Raw genomic sequence first — 16,477 nt, 5'->3', positions numbered from 1 at the left:
TTTTATAAATATATTGTTCTAATCTTGCAGTGTTTACCAGCCTAAGGCCTGTTGCTGCTTTTTGATCAGTTCCTGAATGCCCTGCTCGGCCATTTCCAGCATGGCATTACATTGCAGACGGGTAAATGGTTTATCTTCAGCAGTGCCCTGAATTTCAATAAATTCACCGGCCTGGGTCATCACTACATTCAGGTCAGTCTGGCAGTTTGAATCTTCTTCATAGCACAGGTCCAGCAATACTTCGTCCTGATACATACCCACAGAAATAGCAGCGACCAGACCTTTTAACGGGTCCTGTTTAATTTTTTTGCTTTCCAGCAGTACATTCATGGCATCGACCAGCGCCACCGCTGCACCGGTGATCGCGGCAGTACGGGTACCGCCATCGGCCTGAATTACATCACAGTCAATGGTAATGGTATTTTCACCAAGTTTTTTCAGATCGACCATGGCACGCAGGCTGCGGCCAATTAAACGCTGGATTTCCTGAGTACGGCCGCTCTGTTTACCCCGTGCCGCTTCACGGTCACTACGCGTATGGGTAGAACGTGGCAACATGCCATATTCTGCAGTTACCCAGCCCTGGCCTTTGCCTTTTAAAAAGCGCGGTACCGAGTTATCAATACTGGCAGTACACAGCACTTTGGTATGACCAAATTCAACCAAGACAGAACCTTCCGCATAACGTGTGTAATTACGGGTAATTTTGACATCACGCAATTGATCTAGGGTACGTTGGTCGATACGCATAAGTTGTCCTTATTTTGACTCAAATAAATTGTCGGCCAGTATAGCAGATGCAAGCGCACAGGTTTTGTCCCCGGGTCGGCTTTTACACAATCTCGCCACAGAAAAGCGGGCCCTGCACAGCCAATGCAACAGCATGGCTGCTGCCCGGGCCGATTCTGCTCTATAATAGCCACAGAGATGAATTTTTAAACAGTATCAGGGATGTGACATGTCGATTCGGGAAGAACGTAAGCAGCAAAGTCGTCAGGCCATTTTAGATGCGGCCCTGACCTTAAGTACTGCCGAGCGCTCTTTTAGCAGCATCAGCTTAAGGGAGATTTCCCGCCATGTCGGGCTGGTGCCAACGGCGTTCTACCGGCATTTTCAGGATATGGATGAACTTGGCGCAGAACTGGTCGATCAGGTGGCGCTGCATTTAAAAAGCATTCTGCATCAGCTGGGTCAGGCCTATTTATATCTGCCCAATGCCAAAACCCGGACCAGCGTTGAACTGTTTTTTCAAGCAGTGGATCAGCATCCGCAGCAATGGATTTTTTTAATTGCCGAGCGTTGGGGCGGCTCGGCCACGGTGCGTCAGGCCATTGCCCGGGAAATCGAGTTTTTAATTGATGATTTTGCCAATGACCTGAAACGGGTGGAAAGCGTGCAGCATTTTGAACATCCGGAAGACTTTAAAGTACTGGCCAATATTTTAATTAACCTGTCCTTTAACTGGGCCATGAGCTGGATCGGCCTCAGTCGCCAGTTTGAAGGCGAGGCTTTAAGTCAGCAGCAGCACCAGTTTACCGAGCAGACCATTATCCAGGTGCAATTGCTGTTTCGTGGTATCAGCCATTGGGAGCGACCAAACATCACAATGCCTGAAACCGCAGCACTAAAAAACCCGCTTTAAACAGCGGGTTTTTAACATCATGTTGGGCTTTTATTTGGCTTTACGTTCTTTATCGACCAGGTAATTCACCACCTGAATCACTTTGCCGTTATCGCCCGACACCACATATTTACCATTAACCACCACTGCCGGCACACCGGTCAGCTGGTATTGGCGCGCCAGTTTATTGGCCTGTGCCACTTTGGAGGTAATCGCAAAAGAGTTAAACATGCTGTTGAACTTGGCTTCAGGAATACCGTATTTGACAAAGAATTTGGCCTGGGATTTCTGGTCAAAAATCTGCTGGCCTTTGTCATGAATGGCATGGAATAACGGCAAGTGGGTACGTTTACGGACGCCCAGTGCTTCCGACACATAATAGCCGCGCGCATTCATTTCCCAGACCTGGTTCATGGCAGCCGGAGTACGCACGAAGTTCACATCTTTTGGCAGCTTACGCAGCCAGGCTTGCATATGCGGCTCCAAGGTAAAGCAGTGGCCACAGCCATACCAGAAGAATTCACGGACTTCAATTTTACCCGGCACATCGACTTTGCCCGGATTGGCCAGTACGCGATAGTCTTGGCCTTCAACAAAATTGGCCGCCCATGCGCCACCTGAAATTGCAAACATTGCGGTTGCAAGGCTACCCAAAAGAAACTTTTTCATTGAACTTATTGTCCTCATAAATCGTTATGATTAGCTTATGCGAACACTATAAATCAATTATGCCGTTTTCGTTTTGCTTCTGTGAACTTTTTTACGGCTTTTATCGCTTTTTCCAGAATAAACGCTACACTAAACAGCATAGACTTTTTGAAATCATAATAACTTGATTGAGGTGACACCAATGTCGCAACTGAATGTTGATCCGCAAGAAATTGCCAAATTTGAAGCATTCGCAGCTATATGGTGGGATCAGCATTCTGAGTTCCGCCCTTTGCATCAAATTAACCCGCTCCGTTTAAACTGGATTGATGAACATTCAGGCGGACTGGCTGGCAAAAAAGTGCTGGATGTCGGTTGTGGCGGCGGCATTCTTTCGGAAAGCATGGCGCGCCGTGGTGCCGATGTACTCGGGATTGATATGGGCGAGGCGCCGCTGAATGTGGCACGTTTACATGCCCAGCAGGAAGGCGTCGAAAATATTCAATATCGCCAGATTCCGGTTGAGCAACTGGCAGAAGAACAGGCTGGCCAGTACGATGTGGTGACCTGTATGGAAATGCTGGAGCATGTACCCGATCCAGCCTCAATTATTCAGGCCTGCCAGAAGCTGGTCAAACCGGGCGGCCATGTGTTCTTCTCGACCATTAACCGTAATCCGAAAGCCTATTTATTTGCGATTATTGGCGCGGAATATGTGCTGCGCATGCTGGCCAAAGGCACGCATGATTATCATAAATTTATCAAGCCGTCCGAACTGGCACACGATATTCGCAATGCCGGCCTGAAACTGAAAGATATGACCGGTTTGCACTATAACCCACTGACCAAACGCTACTGGCTGGCGCCCAATGTTGATGTCAACTATATGGTGCATACCCTGAATGAAGGTGGCCAATGAAAGCGGTTTTATTTGACCTCGACGGCACCTTAATTGATACCGCGGCCGACTTTATCCGTATTATTCAAGACATGTGCCGCGATAAAGGCTGTGACATTGTCGCCGCCGAGCAGATTCGCACCCAGGTCTCTGAAGGCGCACGCGCCATGGTCAAGCTGGTATATCCGGAGCTGGAAGTGGAAGACCCGGTCTTTTTAGGCCATCGCCAGCGCTTTTTAGACCTTTACGGCGCCGATATTGCGGTAGAAACCGACCTGTTTGAAGGCATGTATCCACTGCTAGAGCAGCTGGAACAGCAGCAAATTCCCTGGGGTATTGTCACCAACAAGCCACGCTGGCTCAGTGAAGCGCTGTTAAAAGCCCTGAACCTGACCGAACGCTGTGCGGTACTGGTCTGCCCGGAAGATGTCAGCAAGACCAAACCCGATCCGGAACCGATGTATCTGGCCGCAGCACAGCTGGGACTGGAACCGCAGCAGTGTATTTATGTCGGCGATCATCCACGTGATATTGATGCCGGACGCAATGCCAGCATGTACACCATTCTGGCGGCTTATGGCTATTTACCCTTACAACACAAAGATGACTTAACAGCCTGGCAGGCAGACTGTATAGTGAATAATGTCACAGAATTACATCAGGTCTTGCACCAGATGCTGTCACAGCAACAACATTCAATCACTTCATAATTACAGCAAAAAACGGAGGTCGATCATGAAATATTCAGAATATCAACCTCGCCCTGATCTGCTCAAAGATCGCGTGATCCTGATTACAGGTGCGGGCGACGGTATTGGACGTGCAGCCGCGATCAGCTTTGCACTGCACGGCGCAACCGTTGTCCTGCATGGTCGCACCCTGAATAAACTGGAAGTCATCTATGATGAAATTGAAGGTTTAGGCGCGCCGCAGCCAGCCATTCTTCCGCTCCAGCTGTCCAGTGCGTCATCGCGTGATTATGAATTGCTGGTCGATACGCTCGACAAGCAGTTTGGCCGTCTGGATGGCATTTTGCACAATGCCGGCATTCTGGGTGAACGGACCGAACTGGTGCATTATCCGGCTGATGTCTGGGATGATGTGATGGCCGTCAACCTGCGTGCACCCTTTGTCATGACCCAGGAACTGCTGCCTTTACTGGAAAAATCGGCACATGCTTCGGTGGTGTTTGCCAGTTCGGGCGTCGGTCGAGAAGGACGTGAGCGTTGGGGCGCCTATTCGGTGTCTAAAATTGCCATTGAAGCGGTCAGCAAACTGTTTGCCCAGGAAAATGTACATCCGAATATCCGTTATAACTGCATTAATCCGGGCGCGACCCGCACCGCCATGCGCGCCAAAGCCTATCCGGATGAAGACCCGAAAACCTTGCCGACACCGGAATCAATCATGCCAGCCTATTTATATTTAATGGGCGATGACAGTCTGCACATGAACGGCCAGAGTATTGATGCGCAGGATTAATGCCCTTGCTGTATCCATGAAGGAAGCCCTGTGCTTCCTTTTTTATGCCCATCCATAAAGCTGTAATTGCTCCCACTTTGCGTAAATATACCGGTTTGGGCTTAAGTCGGCTTGAATTTCAGCAAAATTTGCCGATACTAAAGCCCTGTTTCTGATTATCCCGAGATGCCCATGTCTGACTTTAGCAATATCACAGTAACGACCCATGAAGATGGCATGGTGTCTTTATTGATTAATGGTCAAGCCATTTCTGAAAAATACGGCATGAAATTTGAAGCCAGTATTCTCGATGAACTACAGGCACTCGAGACCGGGCAAAACCTGAAACTGTTTGACCAGTTTATCTTTTCGCATACCGATCTGAACTTTGAACATCACTACAGCTATATCACCGGTATTTATAAACAGGCCGAGGACTATGCCGTCTATAAAAACTTTGTCTACCGGATTCTGGTCGATGGCCAAGCCCCGGTCGAGCATGTGATTACCAAACAGGGCCAGCCAATGAGCGCCGAAGATGTACGCGAATTTATTCAGGCGCATATCCAGAAGTCACTGACCGACTATACCGACCTGAAATATGCCTACTAAGCACATGCTTGAATCCAGGACCTGCGGGTCCTTTTTTATGCGCTGCTAAATTTTATACACTACCAGACCATAAATCGTATTTTTAAATCATTTTTATAAAATTATTCGGTTTTTCAAATTGAAACATCCGGCCTATACTGCTACTCAACCGCAATGAATCAATGAAAGGAGCAGCACATGGCCGACCAGCAACGTAAAAATGACATTATCCGTTCCATTGAACACTTACAACTGCCCGCCAGCTTATTGGCTGTACTTGAAGATGGCCAGCAGGCCGAATGTCTGGCCCATGCCATCGACTCCTTGCAGGACTTAAGCCAGCAATGGAACTGACTGCGGGCAGAATCCCGGCAATACGGGCTAGGCTTTTTGCGCCCAATGTTGTATAACCAGTTCACGTGACAACAGATAAGTCTTTCATCATCTGTTACTTTTCCAGCATAATATCCAAAATATCTCTGCTTTCGATAAAGAATTAACGATCTTTCTTCACAGTTTCTCTGCATTTTTTTCGTACAGTAAGACACAGTGAAATAAAAGACGATAAACGAGGTTTTTTCACATGAAAAAGATAGTGACAGTTATGGCGATCTCTTTCAGTGCGTTGCTGGCCAGCGGGATCACTGCGGCTGCACCTCAATTTGACAATCCGGGACGCGGCTATGAACAGTCACGTCAGCACGGTCAGGGCAAAAAACATCGTGAATATCGTGAATCGAAAGAGGTTTATGAAAAACGCCGCCAGCGTGAAGAACGGGGCTATCAGCGTTTACAGCAGCATAAATGGCAAACCGGTTATGTGATGCCGCAGCATTATCGTGGCAATGGCTACAAGGTCGAATATAAAGAGCATAACCTGCCTAAACCGGACCGCAAGCAGCAGTGGTACAAGGTCAATAATGACTATATTCTGGTCAATGCCGATACCCACAGTATTCTTAAAATCCTGTCTTTCTAAGCTGCACTCCAACCGTTTCAGTCTCACTCCTCGGTTGCCCAAACATCGGTTTGGGCTTTTTTATATCGGCAATTCTTTAAGCTGCTATTTTGGCTGTAGGGCAGATGCTAGCCGGCTTTCAGGCTCTCCGCTTTTTCTTCATGATTTTCACAATTCATCTCAATTGCTCTCATCCTTTATCTCAACTTTCTGGTTAATTTGGACGTATTCCAGAGATATACAGTTTGACTCAAAGGTGAGCGTCATGAAAAAAGTATTAACCACCATTGCCCTGTCTTTAAGTGCGTTTATGGCTACTACAGCCATGGCTGCGCCTGATCATCGTGATCATGACCGTCGTGCGGCAACCCACTACAAACATCAGGATAGCCGTTGGGACCGTGATCATAAACGTCCGGTTGTGCGTGTGAATCCAAGCCGTGAATGGCGTGTGGGCCAGACCTTACCGCGTGCCTATGACCAGTCCCGTTATAAAGTCAGTGACCGCGAAGCGCGTCGTTTACCAAACACCGGCCGTTATCAGCAGTGGTACAAAATTAATGGCGATTACGTGATGATCAACGAACGTACCAACCGGATTATTCGCATTATGGGCTAAGGGTTTCGTCTCATTTTCCCTTCCCTCTTTACACCTGAACCACCCCGTTCAGGTGTTTTTTTATTTTTTCAGCTTACGCCCCGGTATTTTTTGATTAGAATCCGCTATAAGACTTTTGCTTGATTGAGACCGGCATGCACCTGAATTCTACCGAAACATCACACAGCACAACTTTGCAATATGTGCACTGGTTTCGACATTCTGCGCCTTATATCAATGCCCATCGCAATAAAACCTTTGTGCTGATGTTTGATGGTGAAGCGGTCCTGCATGACAATTTCCAGCATATTATTCACGATATTGCCCTGCTGCATTCACTGGGTATCCGGCTGGTACTGGTGCATGGTGCCCGCCCGCAGATTAACCAGAATTTACAGGCCAGCCAGATCGACACCCCGTTTCATCAGCAACGGCGCATTACCACCCGCGAATCGTTAAGCTGTGTCATGAATGCAGTCGGTTCAATTCGCCTGCAGATTGAAGCCCTGCTGTCGATGGGACTGGCCAACTCGCCGATGTACGGCGCCCGCATTGATGTGGTCTCAGGTAATTTTATTACCGCCAAACCCTATGGTATTCGCGATGGAGTCGATTTCCAGCTGACCGGCGAAGTGCGCAGTGTCGATACCGATGCCATTCAGCGTCATCTGAACAATCATAATATTGTCGTGCTCGGCCCGACCGGCTATTCCACAACGGGCGAAGTGTTTAATTTACTGGCTGAAGAAGTCGCCACCAAAACCGCGATTCGCCTGCAAGCTGACAAACTGATTTTCTTGGGCAAACAGCAGGGTTTACTGAATGAACAGGGACAGCTGCAACGTGAAATCCGCCCATCCCAGCTCAATCATTATATTGGTCTGTATCAGGCCAGCCAGCCGGAAATGGCCCTGCATTTACGCGGTGCACAGGATGCTGCCACTCAGGGCGTGAACCGGGTACATCTGATTTCCTATGCCTCTGATGGCGCATTACTGGAAGAGCTGTTTACCCGCGATGGTGCCGGTACCATGATTACCGATGCCCATTATGAAGAAGTGCGCACCGCCAATATTCAGGATGTCGGCGGTCTCATCAGCCTGCTGCGCCCGCTGGAAGAAGAAGGTGTGCTGGTCTACCGTTCGCGGGAACGGCTGGAAAATGAAATTGAACAGTTTGCGGTGATTGAACGTGATGGCACCATTCTGGCCTGTGCGGCGCTGTATCCGCTACCGGTCAGCGACAATGAACTGCGCTCGGCGGAAATTGCCTGCGTGGCGGTACATCCGGCCTATCGTAAATCCAATCGTGGCAGCCAGATTCTGCATTATCTGGAAGATAAAGCCCGTAGCCTTGGTATTCAGCAGCTGTTTATTCTGACCACCCGCACTGCGCACTGGTTTCTGGAACAGGGCTTTGAGCCGGCCAGTGTCGATGACTTACCCAATGCCCGCCAAGCCTTATACAACTACCAGCGTAATTCACTGGTCTGTAAAAAGTCACTCACCTAGTCTGTTCAAGGCCGGCTTTAGCTCAATTTGGCATATGCTTATCTGCAGCTGGCCCAATTGTGCTGCATCTGGTATTAGCAGGAATTAGTATAAGCTTATTCCTGCGCCTTCAATTTAATAAAAATATTTTAAATACAACTACTTAATATTTTAACTTTTAATAGATTATCCATTTTATAAATCAGATTTATGCATAAGATTTGCACATCTTTATTTATCTTTTTTCCTGATTAGAAATTCCTGATTTGTTATTTTTTTCGAAAAAGAAAAATCTTTAAGGTAGCTCTCATTCTCCACTTTTGAATTTTTTTAATTTCCGAGAGCAGGTATTTTCATGAGCAGCCTACGCCGTATTTTTTCAACTCAAAGCGCTATTTTATCTGCCGTGGTGGCGGGTGCCATGTTCATGACTGCCTGTAGCAGCCCCAAAGACGCGGACAACATTACCCTGAATATCGGCTTCCAGAAATACGGCATTTTACCGATTGTCAAAGAGCGCGGTGAACTGGAGCAGGCCCTAAAAGCCCAGGGTGTACAGGTGAAATGGGTAGAATTTCCAGCCGGTCCGCAATTATTGGAAGGTTTAAATGTCGGCAGTGTGGCCTTTGGTGAAGCCGGCGAAGCACCGCCCATTTTTGCGCAGGCAGCCAATTCCAAACTGGTCTATGTGGCCAACCAGCCTAAAGCGCCGCTAGCTGAGGCCTTAATTGTGCCTAAAGATTCGGCCATTCAGTCGGTGCAGGATCTAAAAGGCAAACGCATTGCTCTGAACAAAGGCTCCAATGTGCATTATCTGCTGCTGAAGCTGTTAGCAGCCAACCAGCTTAGCCTGCACGATATTCAAGTGGTGTATTTACCCCCATCCGATGCCCGCGCAGCCTTTGAACGTGGTTCGGTGGATGCCTGGGTGATCTGGGACCCATTCTTTGCCGCAGCCGAACATCAGATTGGCGCACGGGTCATTGCCACCGGCGAAAATCTGGTCAGCAACCATCAGTTCTATCTGGCGGATCGTCAGTTTGCCGAGCAGCATCCGCAGGTTCTAGACACCGTGGTGCAAAGCTTGAACAGCATCACACAATGGGTGGCCCAGCATCAGGATGAAGCGGCTCAACTACTGCAAAAACCGACCGGCCTGGATGTCGAGGTCTTAAAAACTTCAATTTCCCGTATGGGCTTTGGCGTACAGGCCATCTCTAGTGACGTGGCCAAAGAACAGCAATATGTAGCTGATGCCTTTTATCAGCAAAAGCTGATTCCACAGCAAATTCAGATTCAGGCGGCCCTGCTGAATACGCAGTCGACACAACAAGAATGAGGAATAAAAGATGCGTAAATTAACAACCTGGGCGCTGCTGGGCATTTCCACGCTGGGACTGGGTCTCAGCGGCTGCCAGAAACCGGAAGCCCACAAGGCGGTAACAGACAACAACTCAACTGAACAGGCGGTGAAAACCATTTCTATTGGCTACCAGAAATCTTCCTTAAATTTACTGGTGGCACGTGATGAAAAACTGCTGGAACAGCAGTTCCCACGAGCCAAAATTGAATGGAAAGAATTTCCGGCCGGACCCCAAATGCTGGAAGCCCTGGCCGTTGGCGCAGTCGATTATGGTTCAGTGGGGAATACCCCGCCCATTTTTGCCCAGGCGGCTGGCAAGGAGCTGAACTATGTCGGCTATGAAGTCTATGCCGACCATTCGCTGGCCTTAGTGGTACCGCAGCAAAGTGCCATACAGACCCTGCAGGATTTAAAAGGCAAACGTATTGCCCTGCAAAAAGGCTCCAATGCCCATGAATTTCTGGCCAAAGTGCTGGCCAAAGCCAACTTGAACTGGTCAGATATTCAGCCAATCTGGCTGCCACCGGCCGATGCACGTGCTGCCTTTGACAAGCAGTCGATTGATGCCTGGGCCATCTGGGACCCGTTCCTGTCTGCGGCTGAACTGCATGGACAGGCCCGCCCGCTGATCAAGACCGGTGAGTTTGACCAGACCTATTCGTTTTATGTGGCCAATCCCAAATTTATTGCCGCACATCCACAGGCCACCACCGGCTTTCTGACGGCCCTGAATGCCGCGGATCAGTGGATTGTTAAACACCAGTCTCAGGCCCTAGAAATTTATCAGAAAAATACCGGCCTGGACCCGGCGGTCGCCAAAAACGCCTTTGACCGCCGCCTGAAACCATCACCGATTCAAAGCTTAAATCCGACGGTCATTCAGGCTCAGCAGAAAATTGCTGACCAGTTCTATCAGCTCAAGCTGATTCCAAAACCGATTGAGGTCCAGCCCATTGTCTGGACGGCTCCAACTGCAGATCGATGACCGAGTAATCCCATTGAAATAAAGGACGATAATATGAAAATTTTCTGGTTTATTCCCACCCATGGTGACAGCCGCTATTTAGGTACCAGCAAAGGTGGCCGTCAGGTCGATCATGCCTATATGAAACAGATTGCAGTGGCAGTGGACAATTTAGGTTATGAAGGTGTGCTGATTCCAACCGGCCGTTCTTGCGAAGATCCGTGGATTACTGCAGCCAGTTTAATTGATGCGACCCAGAACCTGAAATTTCTGGTGGCCTTGCGTCCAGGCGTGACCACACCGGCTTTAGCAGCGCGTATGGCGGCGACGTTTGACCGTTTATCTGGCGGCCGGGTGTTACTGAATCTGGTCACGGGCGGTGATGAACAGGAACTGAAAGGTGATGGTGTCTATGAAGATCATGCCACGCGTTATCAAACGGCTGCGGAATACACCACCATCTGGCGTGAAATTTTAACCCGCTCGCATACAGGTGAATCGTTCAGCTTCCACGGCGAACGTTTACAGGTCGATGAAGCCAAGCTGCTCTATCCACCAGTCCAGCAACCATATCCACCGCTCTGGTTTGGTGGCTCTTCCGATGCAGCCATTGAGCTGGCCACCGATCAGGTCGACACCTATTTAACCTGGGGCGAACCGCCGGCAGCAGTAAAAGAAAAAATTGAAACGGTACGTGCCAAAGCCGCGGCCAAAGGCCGCAGTCTAAACTATGGCATCCGTCTGCATGTGATTGTACGTGAAACCAATAAAGAAGCCTGGCAAGCAGCCAACGCGCTGATCCAGTATGTCGATGATGCCACCATTGCCGCAGCACAGGCCAAGTTTAAAGCGATGGATTCCGTCGGTCAGCGCCGTATGGCTGAACTGCACAATGGCGATCGCAGCAAACTGGAAGTCTCCCCAAATCTTTGGGCAGGCGTAGGCCTGGTACGTGGTGGAGCCGGTACGGCACTGGTCGGTGACCCTGAAACAGTGGCGGCCCGTATTCAGGAATATGCCGACCTGGGTATTAGCACCTTTATTTTCTCCGGCTATCCGCATCTGGAAGAATCCATCCGTTTTGCCGAACTGGTGTTCCCGCTGTTGCCGCTGGAAACCCGCAAGAAACTGGCCCAACCGAATTTGACCGGACCGTTTGGGGAAATTGTTGCGAATAACTATGTCGCCGCAGACAGCCAGGCGAGCAAACAGCTGAAGGAGCCGGCCTGATGAGTAAAACCATTTCCCTGGAGCAGCTGGCAGAGGCCAAAGTTTCACGTGGAACATCATTTGGGCAGCGGATGCTGCCCTGGCTGGTGCCATTATTACTGATTGCTTTCTGGCAACTGGCCTCAAGTACCGGCCTGCTGGAAAGCCGGATTTTACCGGCACCAACGGCAGTGGTTAGTGCCTTCTGGGGCTTACTGGTCAGTGGCGAGCTGTGGCAGCACGTTCAGGTCAGTGCCGGACGTGCCCTCCTCGGCTTGTTGATTGGCGGTGGTTTGGGCCTGCTGCTGGGTCTGTTAAATGGCTCCTCCAAAACCGCCTCGACCCTGCTGGATACCACCTTGCAGATGATCCGCAATATTCCGGCTTTGGCGCTGATTCCGCTGGTAATTCTCTGGTTCGGGATTGATGAAACAGCCAAATTATTTCTGGTCGCGATTGGTGTGTTCTTTCCCATTTATATTAATACCTATCATGGCATTCGCTCGGTCGATCCACAACTAATTGAAATGGGCAAAAGCTACGGCCTGAGCCGCTGGCAACTGTATAAGGAAATTATCTTGCCGGGTGCAATGCCTTCGATTCTGGTCGGTCTGCGCTTTTCTCTAGGTCTGGTCTGGGTGCTGCTAATTGTCGCCGAAACCATCTCCGCCCAGTCCGGGATTGGCTATATGACTATGAACGCGCGTGAGTTTTTACAGACCGATATCGTGCTGGTTGGCATCCTGCTGTATGCCCTGCTGGGTAAACTGGCCGACGTACTGGCCGTGGCTTTGGAACGCTATTTACTGCGCTGGCATGCCGGCTACCAGAAATAAGGAGTGAGCGAAGATGAGTAATTTAATTGCTGGCTTGCATGCCGAGCACAGCAGCCCGAAACTGCGCAGCAATCCGGATATTCAGCCGCAGGCGGTGGCAGGTGCGGAAATCCTGATTGAACAGTTACACAAGTTTTATGGTTCGGTGAAGGTGCTGCAAGACCTGGATCTGCATATTCAGCCGGGCGAATTTCTGGCCATTGTCGGACGCAGTGGCTGTGGCAAAAGCACCCTGCTGCGTTTAATTGCCGATCTGGAAAAACCAAGCTACGGCGAAATCAAATTTAAGTCGGCACGGCATATCCGCGAAGGCATTACCTCGGATGATATCCGGGTGATGTTTCAGGACCCGCGTCTGCTGCCATGGCGCAGCATCGAGCAGAATGTGCAGCTTGGTCTGGGCAAAGACCAGTACGCACATGCCAGCGCCCTGCTGGAAAAAGTCGGTCTGAAAGACAAAGCCGGGCTATGGCCCTCGCAACTGTCTGGCGGTCAACGACAACGTACCGCGTTGGTACGTGCCCTGTCGCATCAACCGCGGATTTTATTGCTGGATGAACCTTTAGGTGCACTGGATGCCCTGACCCGTCTGGAAATGCAGAAGCTGATTGAACGGCTCTGGACCGAACAGGGCTTTACTGCCATTTTAGTCACCCATGATGTCAGTGAAGCGGTACAGCTGGCCGACCGGATTATTCTGCTCGATCGTGGTCATATTGCCAAAACCTTTCAGGTCAATTTACCGCGCCCGCGGCAAAAAAGTATTGCCTTTGCCGAACTGGAGCAGCAGGTGCTAGATGCAGTCTTGGCCACATGAGGATTAATTTTGGTCTGAGCCTGCCCCCGCAGCTTTACCCTTAAATTCCGGCTCAATTTAAGGGTTAATAACTGCTAATTGAAATCTACTTATTTCTATATTATTATCTACAAATGAGTAGATATGTTAGTATTGGTGTTGCAGCTAAAACACTGGGTGTTTCCATCCAAACCCTAAGAAGATGGGATGAGGAAGGCACTTTAGTCGCAGATAGAACCCCAAAAAATCACAGACGTTACGATCTAAGCAAGATCACACCTGAACTTATCCATGATCTATCAATCCAGAACAGCCGAAAAACTATTGCTTATGCAAGAGTATCTAGTCACGATCAAAAGGCTGATCTTGAGCGAGAAAAACAAGTTTTGGAAATGTACTGTGCCAAGCAGGGATGGACATTTGAGATTATTAGTGATTTAGGCTCAGGGATGAATTATCACAAAAAAGGGCTTAAGGCTCTTTTGGATGGAATTATTAATAATGAAATTGGTCGATTGGTTTTAACCCACAAAGATCGATTATTACGTTTTGGTGCTGAATTGGTTTTTGCTTTATGTGAAGCTCGGAATGTTGAAATTGTAATTATTAATCAGGGTGAAAATTTGAGTTTTGAGGATGAACTGGCTCAAGATGTCCTGGAAATTATCACTGTATTTTCAGCACGATTATATGGAAGCCGAAGTAAAAAGAACCAAAAGTTAATACAGGCGGTCAAAGAAGCACTATGAGTCGATTTATACGAGGGCATATCATTGAATTGATGCCCAATAATAAACAAGCAAGCCATTTTGCTCAGGCAAGTGGTGTTGCTCGTTTGTCGTATAATTGGGCTTTAAGAGAGTGGCAGCGACAATACAAGGCTGATAAGGAATATCGAGATCAGTGTGAGTATTATGATGTTGCGGTGAATGAAATGCTTCTTAATAGACCTAAAGAGAGTAAATTAAGAAAACACCTAAACACTTTTAAATTTGAAAAATATCCTTTCATGAAGAAAGTGACTAAGTGCGCACCACAGTTGGCGATTAAGCAGTTGGGTAGTGCTTTTGATAGATTTTTTAACGGCAAATCAGGATACCCCAAGCCAAGAAAAAAAGGCAAGGATGACCGTTTTTCATTATCAAATGATCAATTTAGCGTCAAGGGTCGGTCTATTAAAATCCCTAATTTGGGTTGGGTGAAAATGACTGAGAATCTGCGCTATAAGGGTAAAATTCTCTCGGCCAAAATATTTAAACAAGGTGGTCAGTGGTTTGTATCAATCGCTGTCGAACTCACCCAGATCGAAAAGCTTAAACCGAAAACAGGTTTAAGTATCGGTGTTGATTTGGGTGTCTCTAATCTTGCCACCCTTTCAAATGGTGAGGTTATTCCTTCTAACGCACCACTTAAAAGACAGCTTGCAAAACTAAGACGACTCAACAAGTCTTTTAGTCGTAAGAAAAAAGGTAGTCAGAATCGAGAAAAAGCAAAAGCCAAGCTATCTCGCCTGCACTATAAAATTGTCTGTCTACGCAAGAATAATCTTCATCAAGTCACAACGGATTTGGTAACACGTTTTGATGTGATTGCAATTGAAGATTTGAATGTTAAAGGCATGTTGAGGAATCGTAAACTCGCAAGAGCTATATCCGATATGGGTTTTTATGAGTTTAAAAGGCAGTTGATTTATAAAGCCAAACAGCATGGAAAATCGGTACTTTCGGTTGGTCGATTCTTCCCAAGTAGTAAAATGTGTTCGTGCTGTGGTGAATTAAATCAATCTCTCACACTTTCTGCGCGAGAGTGGAAGTGCTTAGTTTGCCAAACCATCCAAAATCGTGATGTTAATGCATCAATTAATATCCTGCGATATGCGGATAAAGATTTAATCACTGCATAAGTGGTGATTAAGGCGGTGAGTTACACCGTGACAGCCTATGGAATTGAGGTAATCCCTAAAGCAAATGCTTTAGGTTCTTGATGGTGAAGTAGGAATTAAACATCAAACCCACATTGAGTAGGTTTGAGTAGGTTTTAAATAACGGTAAAACTTCATCTCGGTTTATGAAACTTTTGTGACATAGGCCCAAAGAGATGTAGGATTATTTCTATAAACTATGTCTTATATTTTCATTTAAAATAAAAGAATAAAAAATCTTTGAAATCAAGCCTTCAGTTATATTTTTCGCCAGACTCAAAAAGTGTGCTTTATAGGGCTTAAATTTAACAATCCTGGGTAAATTATTAGTTAATCTACAAAATTCTGCTGCATTTATCATAATTTGCAATAGACGAGGATGCACAAAACTGATGATTTGACGTACAATTCGTGATTCCCCCTTTTCATTGTTTTTTAATTGCTAATGGAACAAAAAAAGAGTACTCAAAAACGACATCAGTTGCTGAACGCAGCACTCGACGTATTTTCCTTATACGGTTTTAATGGGGCGAGCTTAGATGAAATCGCTCAGATTGCAGAAATGCATAAGTCGAATATTTTCTATTACTATGAAAATAAAGAAGCGTTATATGTAGAAGTGCTGACCACTGTATTACAGAAATGGCTGGCGCCACTGCAAATGCTGGAAGCCGAGCTTGAACCTGAAGAAGCGATCACCAACTACTTATTGCAAAAGATTGAAGTGTCTCGCACCCAGCCAAAAGCTTCACGCCTGTTTGCGCTGGAAGTGATTCAGGGTGCCCCGCATATTCTGGAAATCCTGAAAGGTCCGCTGAAAAAACTGGTCAAGCGTAAAGCCAAAGTCATCAGCAACTGGCAGGAACAAGGCAAAATCTCCAAAGATATTGACCCTGAACTGCTGATTCTGAATATTTGGGCCCTGACCCAGAACTATGCAGACTTCGCGACGCAAATGGAAATGGTCACCGGCAAAACCCTGCGCAACCGCAGCATGCAGCAGCGCATTATCCAGCATACCGTGCATCTGATGCTTTATGGTATTGTGCCGCGTCCAGAACTGAATACCGCACCTCCCTCAGAATCAATCGACGATTGAGCATGATTTTGGCATACGACCATA

At 47.7% G+C, this 16,477-nt stretch carries 19 protein-coding genes; 17 read left to right on the top strand and 2 right to left on the bottom strand.

From position 1 onward, the window contains the following. Positions 1–33: 33 nt before the first annotated feature. Positions 34–750 (bottom strand): ribonuclease PH, encoded by a 717-nt coding sequence (gene rph, locus P253_RS08705; RefSeq protein ID WP_005180961.1) that lies wholly within the window; start codon positions 748–750, stop codon positions 34–36. Positions 751–958: 208 nt separating this feature from the next. Between rph and P253_RS08700 the strand changes: the two genes are divergently transcribed. Further along, entirely contained in the window at positions 959–1,642 is a 684-nt protein-coding gene (locus P253_RS08700; protein ID WP_016658686.1) for a TetR family transcriptional regulator, read from the top strand. Positions 1,643–1,672: 30 nt separating this feature from the next. Here P253_RS08700 and P253_RS08695 read toward each other — a convergent pair whose 3' ends face one another. Further along, positions 1,673–2,290 (bottom strand): thiol:disulfide interchange protein DsbA/DsbL, encoded by a 618-nt coding sequence (locus P253_RS08695; protein WP_016658685.1) that lies wholly within the window; start codon positions 2,288–2,290, stop codon positions 1,673–1,675. Positions 2,291–2,471: 181 nt separating this feature from the next. On the opposite strand from P253_RS08695, the gene ubiG reads away from it, so the two are divergent. The 16 genes from ubiG to P253_RS08620 all read left to right on the top strand — a co-directional run bounded on the left by ubiG (position 2,472) and on the right by P253_RS08620 (position 16,453). Next, positions 2,472–3,188 (top strand): bifunctional 2-polyprenyl-6-hydroxyphenol methylase/3-demethylubiquinol 3-O-methyltransferase UbiG, encoded by a 717-nt coding sequence (gene ubiG, locus P253_RS08690; RefSeq protein WP_016658684.1) that lies wholly within the window; start codon positions 2,472–2,474, stop codon positions 3,186–3,188. After that, positions 3,185–3,877: an HAD family hydrolase gene (locus P253_RS08685; protein ID WP_016658683.1), complete on the top strand. Its 693-nt coding sequence runs from the start codon at positions 3,185–3,187 to the stop codon at positions 3,875–3,877. The genes ubiG and P253_RS08685 overlap by 4 nt, the downstream gene beginning before the upstream one ends. A 25-nt stretch (positions 3,878–3,902) precedes the next feature. Beyond that, positions 3,903–4,649, top strand: a complete 747-nt coding sequence (locus P253_RS08680) for a YciK family oxidoreductase (RefSeq protein WP_016658682.1) — start codon at positions 3,903–3,905, stop codon at positions 4,647–4,649. Positions 4,650–4,820: 171 nt separating this feature from the next. Further along, positions 4,821–5,240: a hypothetical protein gene (locus P253_RS08675; RefSeq protein ID WP_005180979.1), complete on the top strand. Its 420-nt coding sequence runs from the start codon at positions 4,821–4,823 to the stop codon at positions 5,238–5,240. Between the two features lie 177 nt (positions 5,241–5,417). Further along, on the top strand, positions 5,418–5,573 hold the full coding sequence (locus P253_RS15890; protein WP_005180980.1) for a hypothetical protein: 156 nt from the start codon (positions 5,418–5,420) through the stop codon (positions 5,571–5,573). Positions 5,574–5,802: 229 nt separating this feature from the next. Continuing rightward, the gene (locus tag P253_RS08670; protein WP_005180983.1) at positions 5,803–6,198 is read left to right on the top strand and encodes an RcnB family protein; all 396 of its coding nucleotides are present in this window, start codon (positions 5,803–5,805) and stop codon (positions 6,196–6,198) included. Positions 6,199–6,442: 244 nt separating this feature from the next. Then, positions 6,443–6,796, top strand: a complete 354-nt coding sequence (locus P253_RS08665) for an RcnB family protein (protein WP_016658681.1) — start codon at positions 6,443–6,445, stop codon at positions 6,794–6,796. A 134-nt stretch (positions 6,797–6,930) separates the two neighbouring features. Then, positions 6,931–8,286 carry an amino-acid N-acetyltransferase gene (argA, locus tag P253_RS08660; protein WP_016658680.1) on the top strand — a complete coding sequence of 452 codons (1,356 nt, stop codon included), beginning with the start codon at positions 6,931–6,933 and terminating at the stop codon, positions 8,284–8,286. 334 nt (positions 8,287–8,620) lie between these two features. Further along, positions 8,621–9,604 carry a sulfonate ABC transporter substrate-binding protein gene (locus P253_RS08655; protein ID WP_016658679.1) on the top strand — a complete coding sequence of 328 codons (984 nt, stop codon included), beginning with the start codon at positions 8,621–8,623 and terminating at the stop codon, positions 9,602–9,604. A 10-nt stretch (positions 9,605–9,614) separates the two neighbouring features. Further along, positions 9,615–10,613: an aliphatic sulfonate ABC transporter substrate-binding protein gene (locus P253_RS08650; RefSeq protein WP_016658678.1), complete on the top strand. Its 999-nt coding sequence runs from the start codon at positions 9,615–9,617 to the stop codon at positions 10,611–10,613. A 33-nt stretch (positions 10,614–10,646) separates the two neighbouring features. After that, positions 10,647–11,822 carry an FMNH2-dependent alkanesulfonate monooxygenase gene (gene ssuD / locus P253_RS08645; protein ID WP_016658677.1) on the top strand — a complete coding sequence of 392 codons (1,176 nt, stop codon included), beginning with the start codon at positions 10,647–10,649 and terminating at the stop codon, positions 11,820–11,822. Then, complete coding sequence (ssuC, locus tag P253_RS08640) at positions 11,822–12,637, top strand: aliphatic sulfonate ABC transporter permease SsuC (protein WP_005181008.1); 816 nt, start codon at positions 11,822–11,824, stop codon at positions 12,635–12,637. Before ssuD ends, ssuC begins: the two co-directional genes overlap by 1 nt. Before the next feature lie 13 nt (positions 12,638–12,650). Continuing rightward, a complete protein-coding gene (locus tag P253_RS08635) occupies positions 12,651–13,454 on the top strand; it encodes an ABC transporter ATP-binding protein (protein ID WP_016658676.1) in 804 nt (267 codons plus the stop codon). Positions 13,455–13,567: 113 nt separating this feature from the next. After that, complete coding sequence (locus tag P253_RS08630) at positions 13,568–14,182, top strand: IS607 family transposase (RefSeq protein WP_016658675.1); 615 nt, start codon at positions 13,568–13,570, stop codon at positions 14,180–14,182. Further along, positions 14,179–15,336 carry an RNA-guided endonuclease InsQ/TnpB family protein gene (locus P253_RS08625; RefSeq protein WP_016658674.1) on the top strand — a complete coding sequence of 386 codons (1,158 nt, stop codon included), beginning with the start codon at positions 14,179–14,181 and terminating at the stop codon, positions 15,334–15,336. Before P253_RS08630 ends, P253_RS08625 begins: the two co-directional genes overlap by 4 nt. Positions 15,337–15,799: 463 nt before the next feature. After that, positions 15,800–16,453 (top strand): TetR family transcriptional regulator C-terminal domain-containing protein, encoded by a 654-nt coding sequence (locus tag P253_RS08620; protein ID WP_005181018.1) that lies wholly within the window; start codon positions 15,800–15,802, stop codon positions 16,451–16,453. The last annotated feature ends 24 nt before the right edge of the window (positions 16,454–16,477 follow it).

This window comes from Acinetobacter indicus CIP 110367 (assembly GCF_000488255.1).
Taxonomy (GTDB): Bacteria; Pseudomonadota; Gammaproteobacteria; order Pseudomonadales; family Moraxellaceae; genus Acinetobacter; species Acinetobacter indicus.
This window is presented reverse-complemented; position numbering and strand designations above follow the sequence as displayed.

Coding starts and splice junctions, on each gene's coding strand:
- rph (WP_005180961.1), bottom strand. CDS start 750: ATGCGTATCGACCAACGTACCCTAGATCAATTGCGTGATGTCAAAATT.
- P253_RS08700 (WP_016658686.1), top strand. CDS start 959: ATGTCGATTCGGGAAGAACGTAAGCAGCAAAGTCGTCAGGCCATTTTA.
- P253_RS08695 (WP_016658685.1), bottom strand. CDS start 2,290: ATGAAAAAGTTTCTTTTGGGTAGCCTTGCAACCGCAATGTTTGCAATT.
- ubiG (WP_016658684.1), top strand. CDS start 2,472: ATGTCGCAACTGAATGTTGATCCGCAAGAAATTGCCAAATTTGAAGCA.
- P253_RS08685 (WP_016658683.1), top strand. CDS start 3,185: ATGAAAGCGGTTTTATTTGACCTCGACGGCACCTTAATTGATACCGCG.
- P253_RS08680 (WP_016658682.1), top strand. CDS start 3,903: ATGAAATATTCAGAATATCAACCTCGCCCTGATCTGCTCAAAGATCGC.
- P253_RS08675 (WP_005180979.1), top strand. CDS start 4,821: ATGTCTGACTTTAGCAATATCACAGTAACGACCCATGAAGATGGCATG.
- P253_RS15890 (WP_005180980.1), top strand. CDS start 5,418: ATGGCCGACCAGCAACGTAAAAATGACATTATCCGTTCCATTGAACAC.
- P253_RS08670 (WP_005180983.1), top strand. CDS start 5,803: ATGAAAAAGATAGTGACAGTTATGGCGATCTCTTTCAGTGCGTTGCTG.
- P253_RS08665 (WP_016658681.1), top strand. CDS start 6,443: ATGAAAAAAGTATTAACCACCATTGCCCTGTCTTTAAGTGCGTTTATG.
- argA (WP_016658680.1), top strand. CDS start 6,931: ATGCACCTGAATTCTACCGAAACATCACACAGCACAACTTTGCAATAT.
- P253_RS08655 (WP_016658679.1), top strand. CDS start 8,621: ATGAGCAGCCTACGCCGTATTTTTTCAACTCAAAGCGCTATTTTATCT.
- P253_RS08650 (WP_016658678.1), top strand. CDS start 9,615: ATGCGTAAATTAACAACCTGGGCGCTGCTGGGCATTTCCACGCTGGGA.
- ssuD (WP_016658677.1), top strand. CDS start 10,647: ATGAAAATTTTCTGGTTTATTCCCACCCATGGTGACAGCCGCTATTTA.
- ssuC (WP_005181008.1), top strand. CDS start 11,822: ATGAGTAAAACCATTTCCCTGGAGCAGCTGGCAGAGGCCAAAGTTTCA.
- P253_RS08635 (WP_016658676.1), top strand. CDS start 12,651: ATGAGTAATTTAATTGCTGGCTTGCATGCCGAGCACAGCAGCCCGAAA.
- P253_RS08630 (WP_016658675.1), top strand. CDS start 13,568: ATGAGTAGATATGTTAGTATTGGTGTTGCAGCTAAAACACTGGGTGTT.
- P253_RS08625 (WP_016658674.1), top strand. CDS start 14,179: ATGAGTCGATTTATACGAGGGCATATCATTGAATTGATGCCCAATAAT.
- P253_RS08620 (WP_005181018.1), top strand. CDS start 15,800: ATGGAACAAAAAAAGAGTACTCAAAAACGACATCAGTTGCTGAACGCA.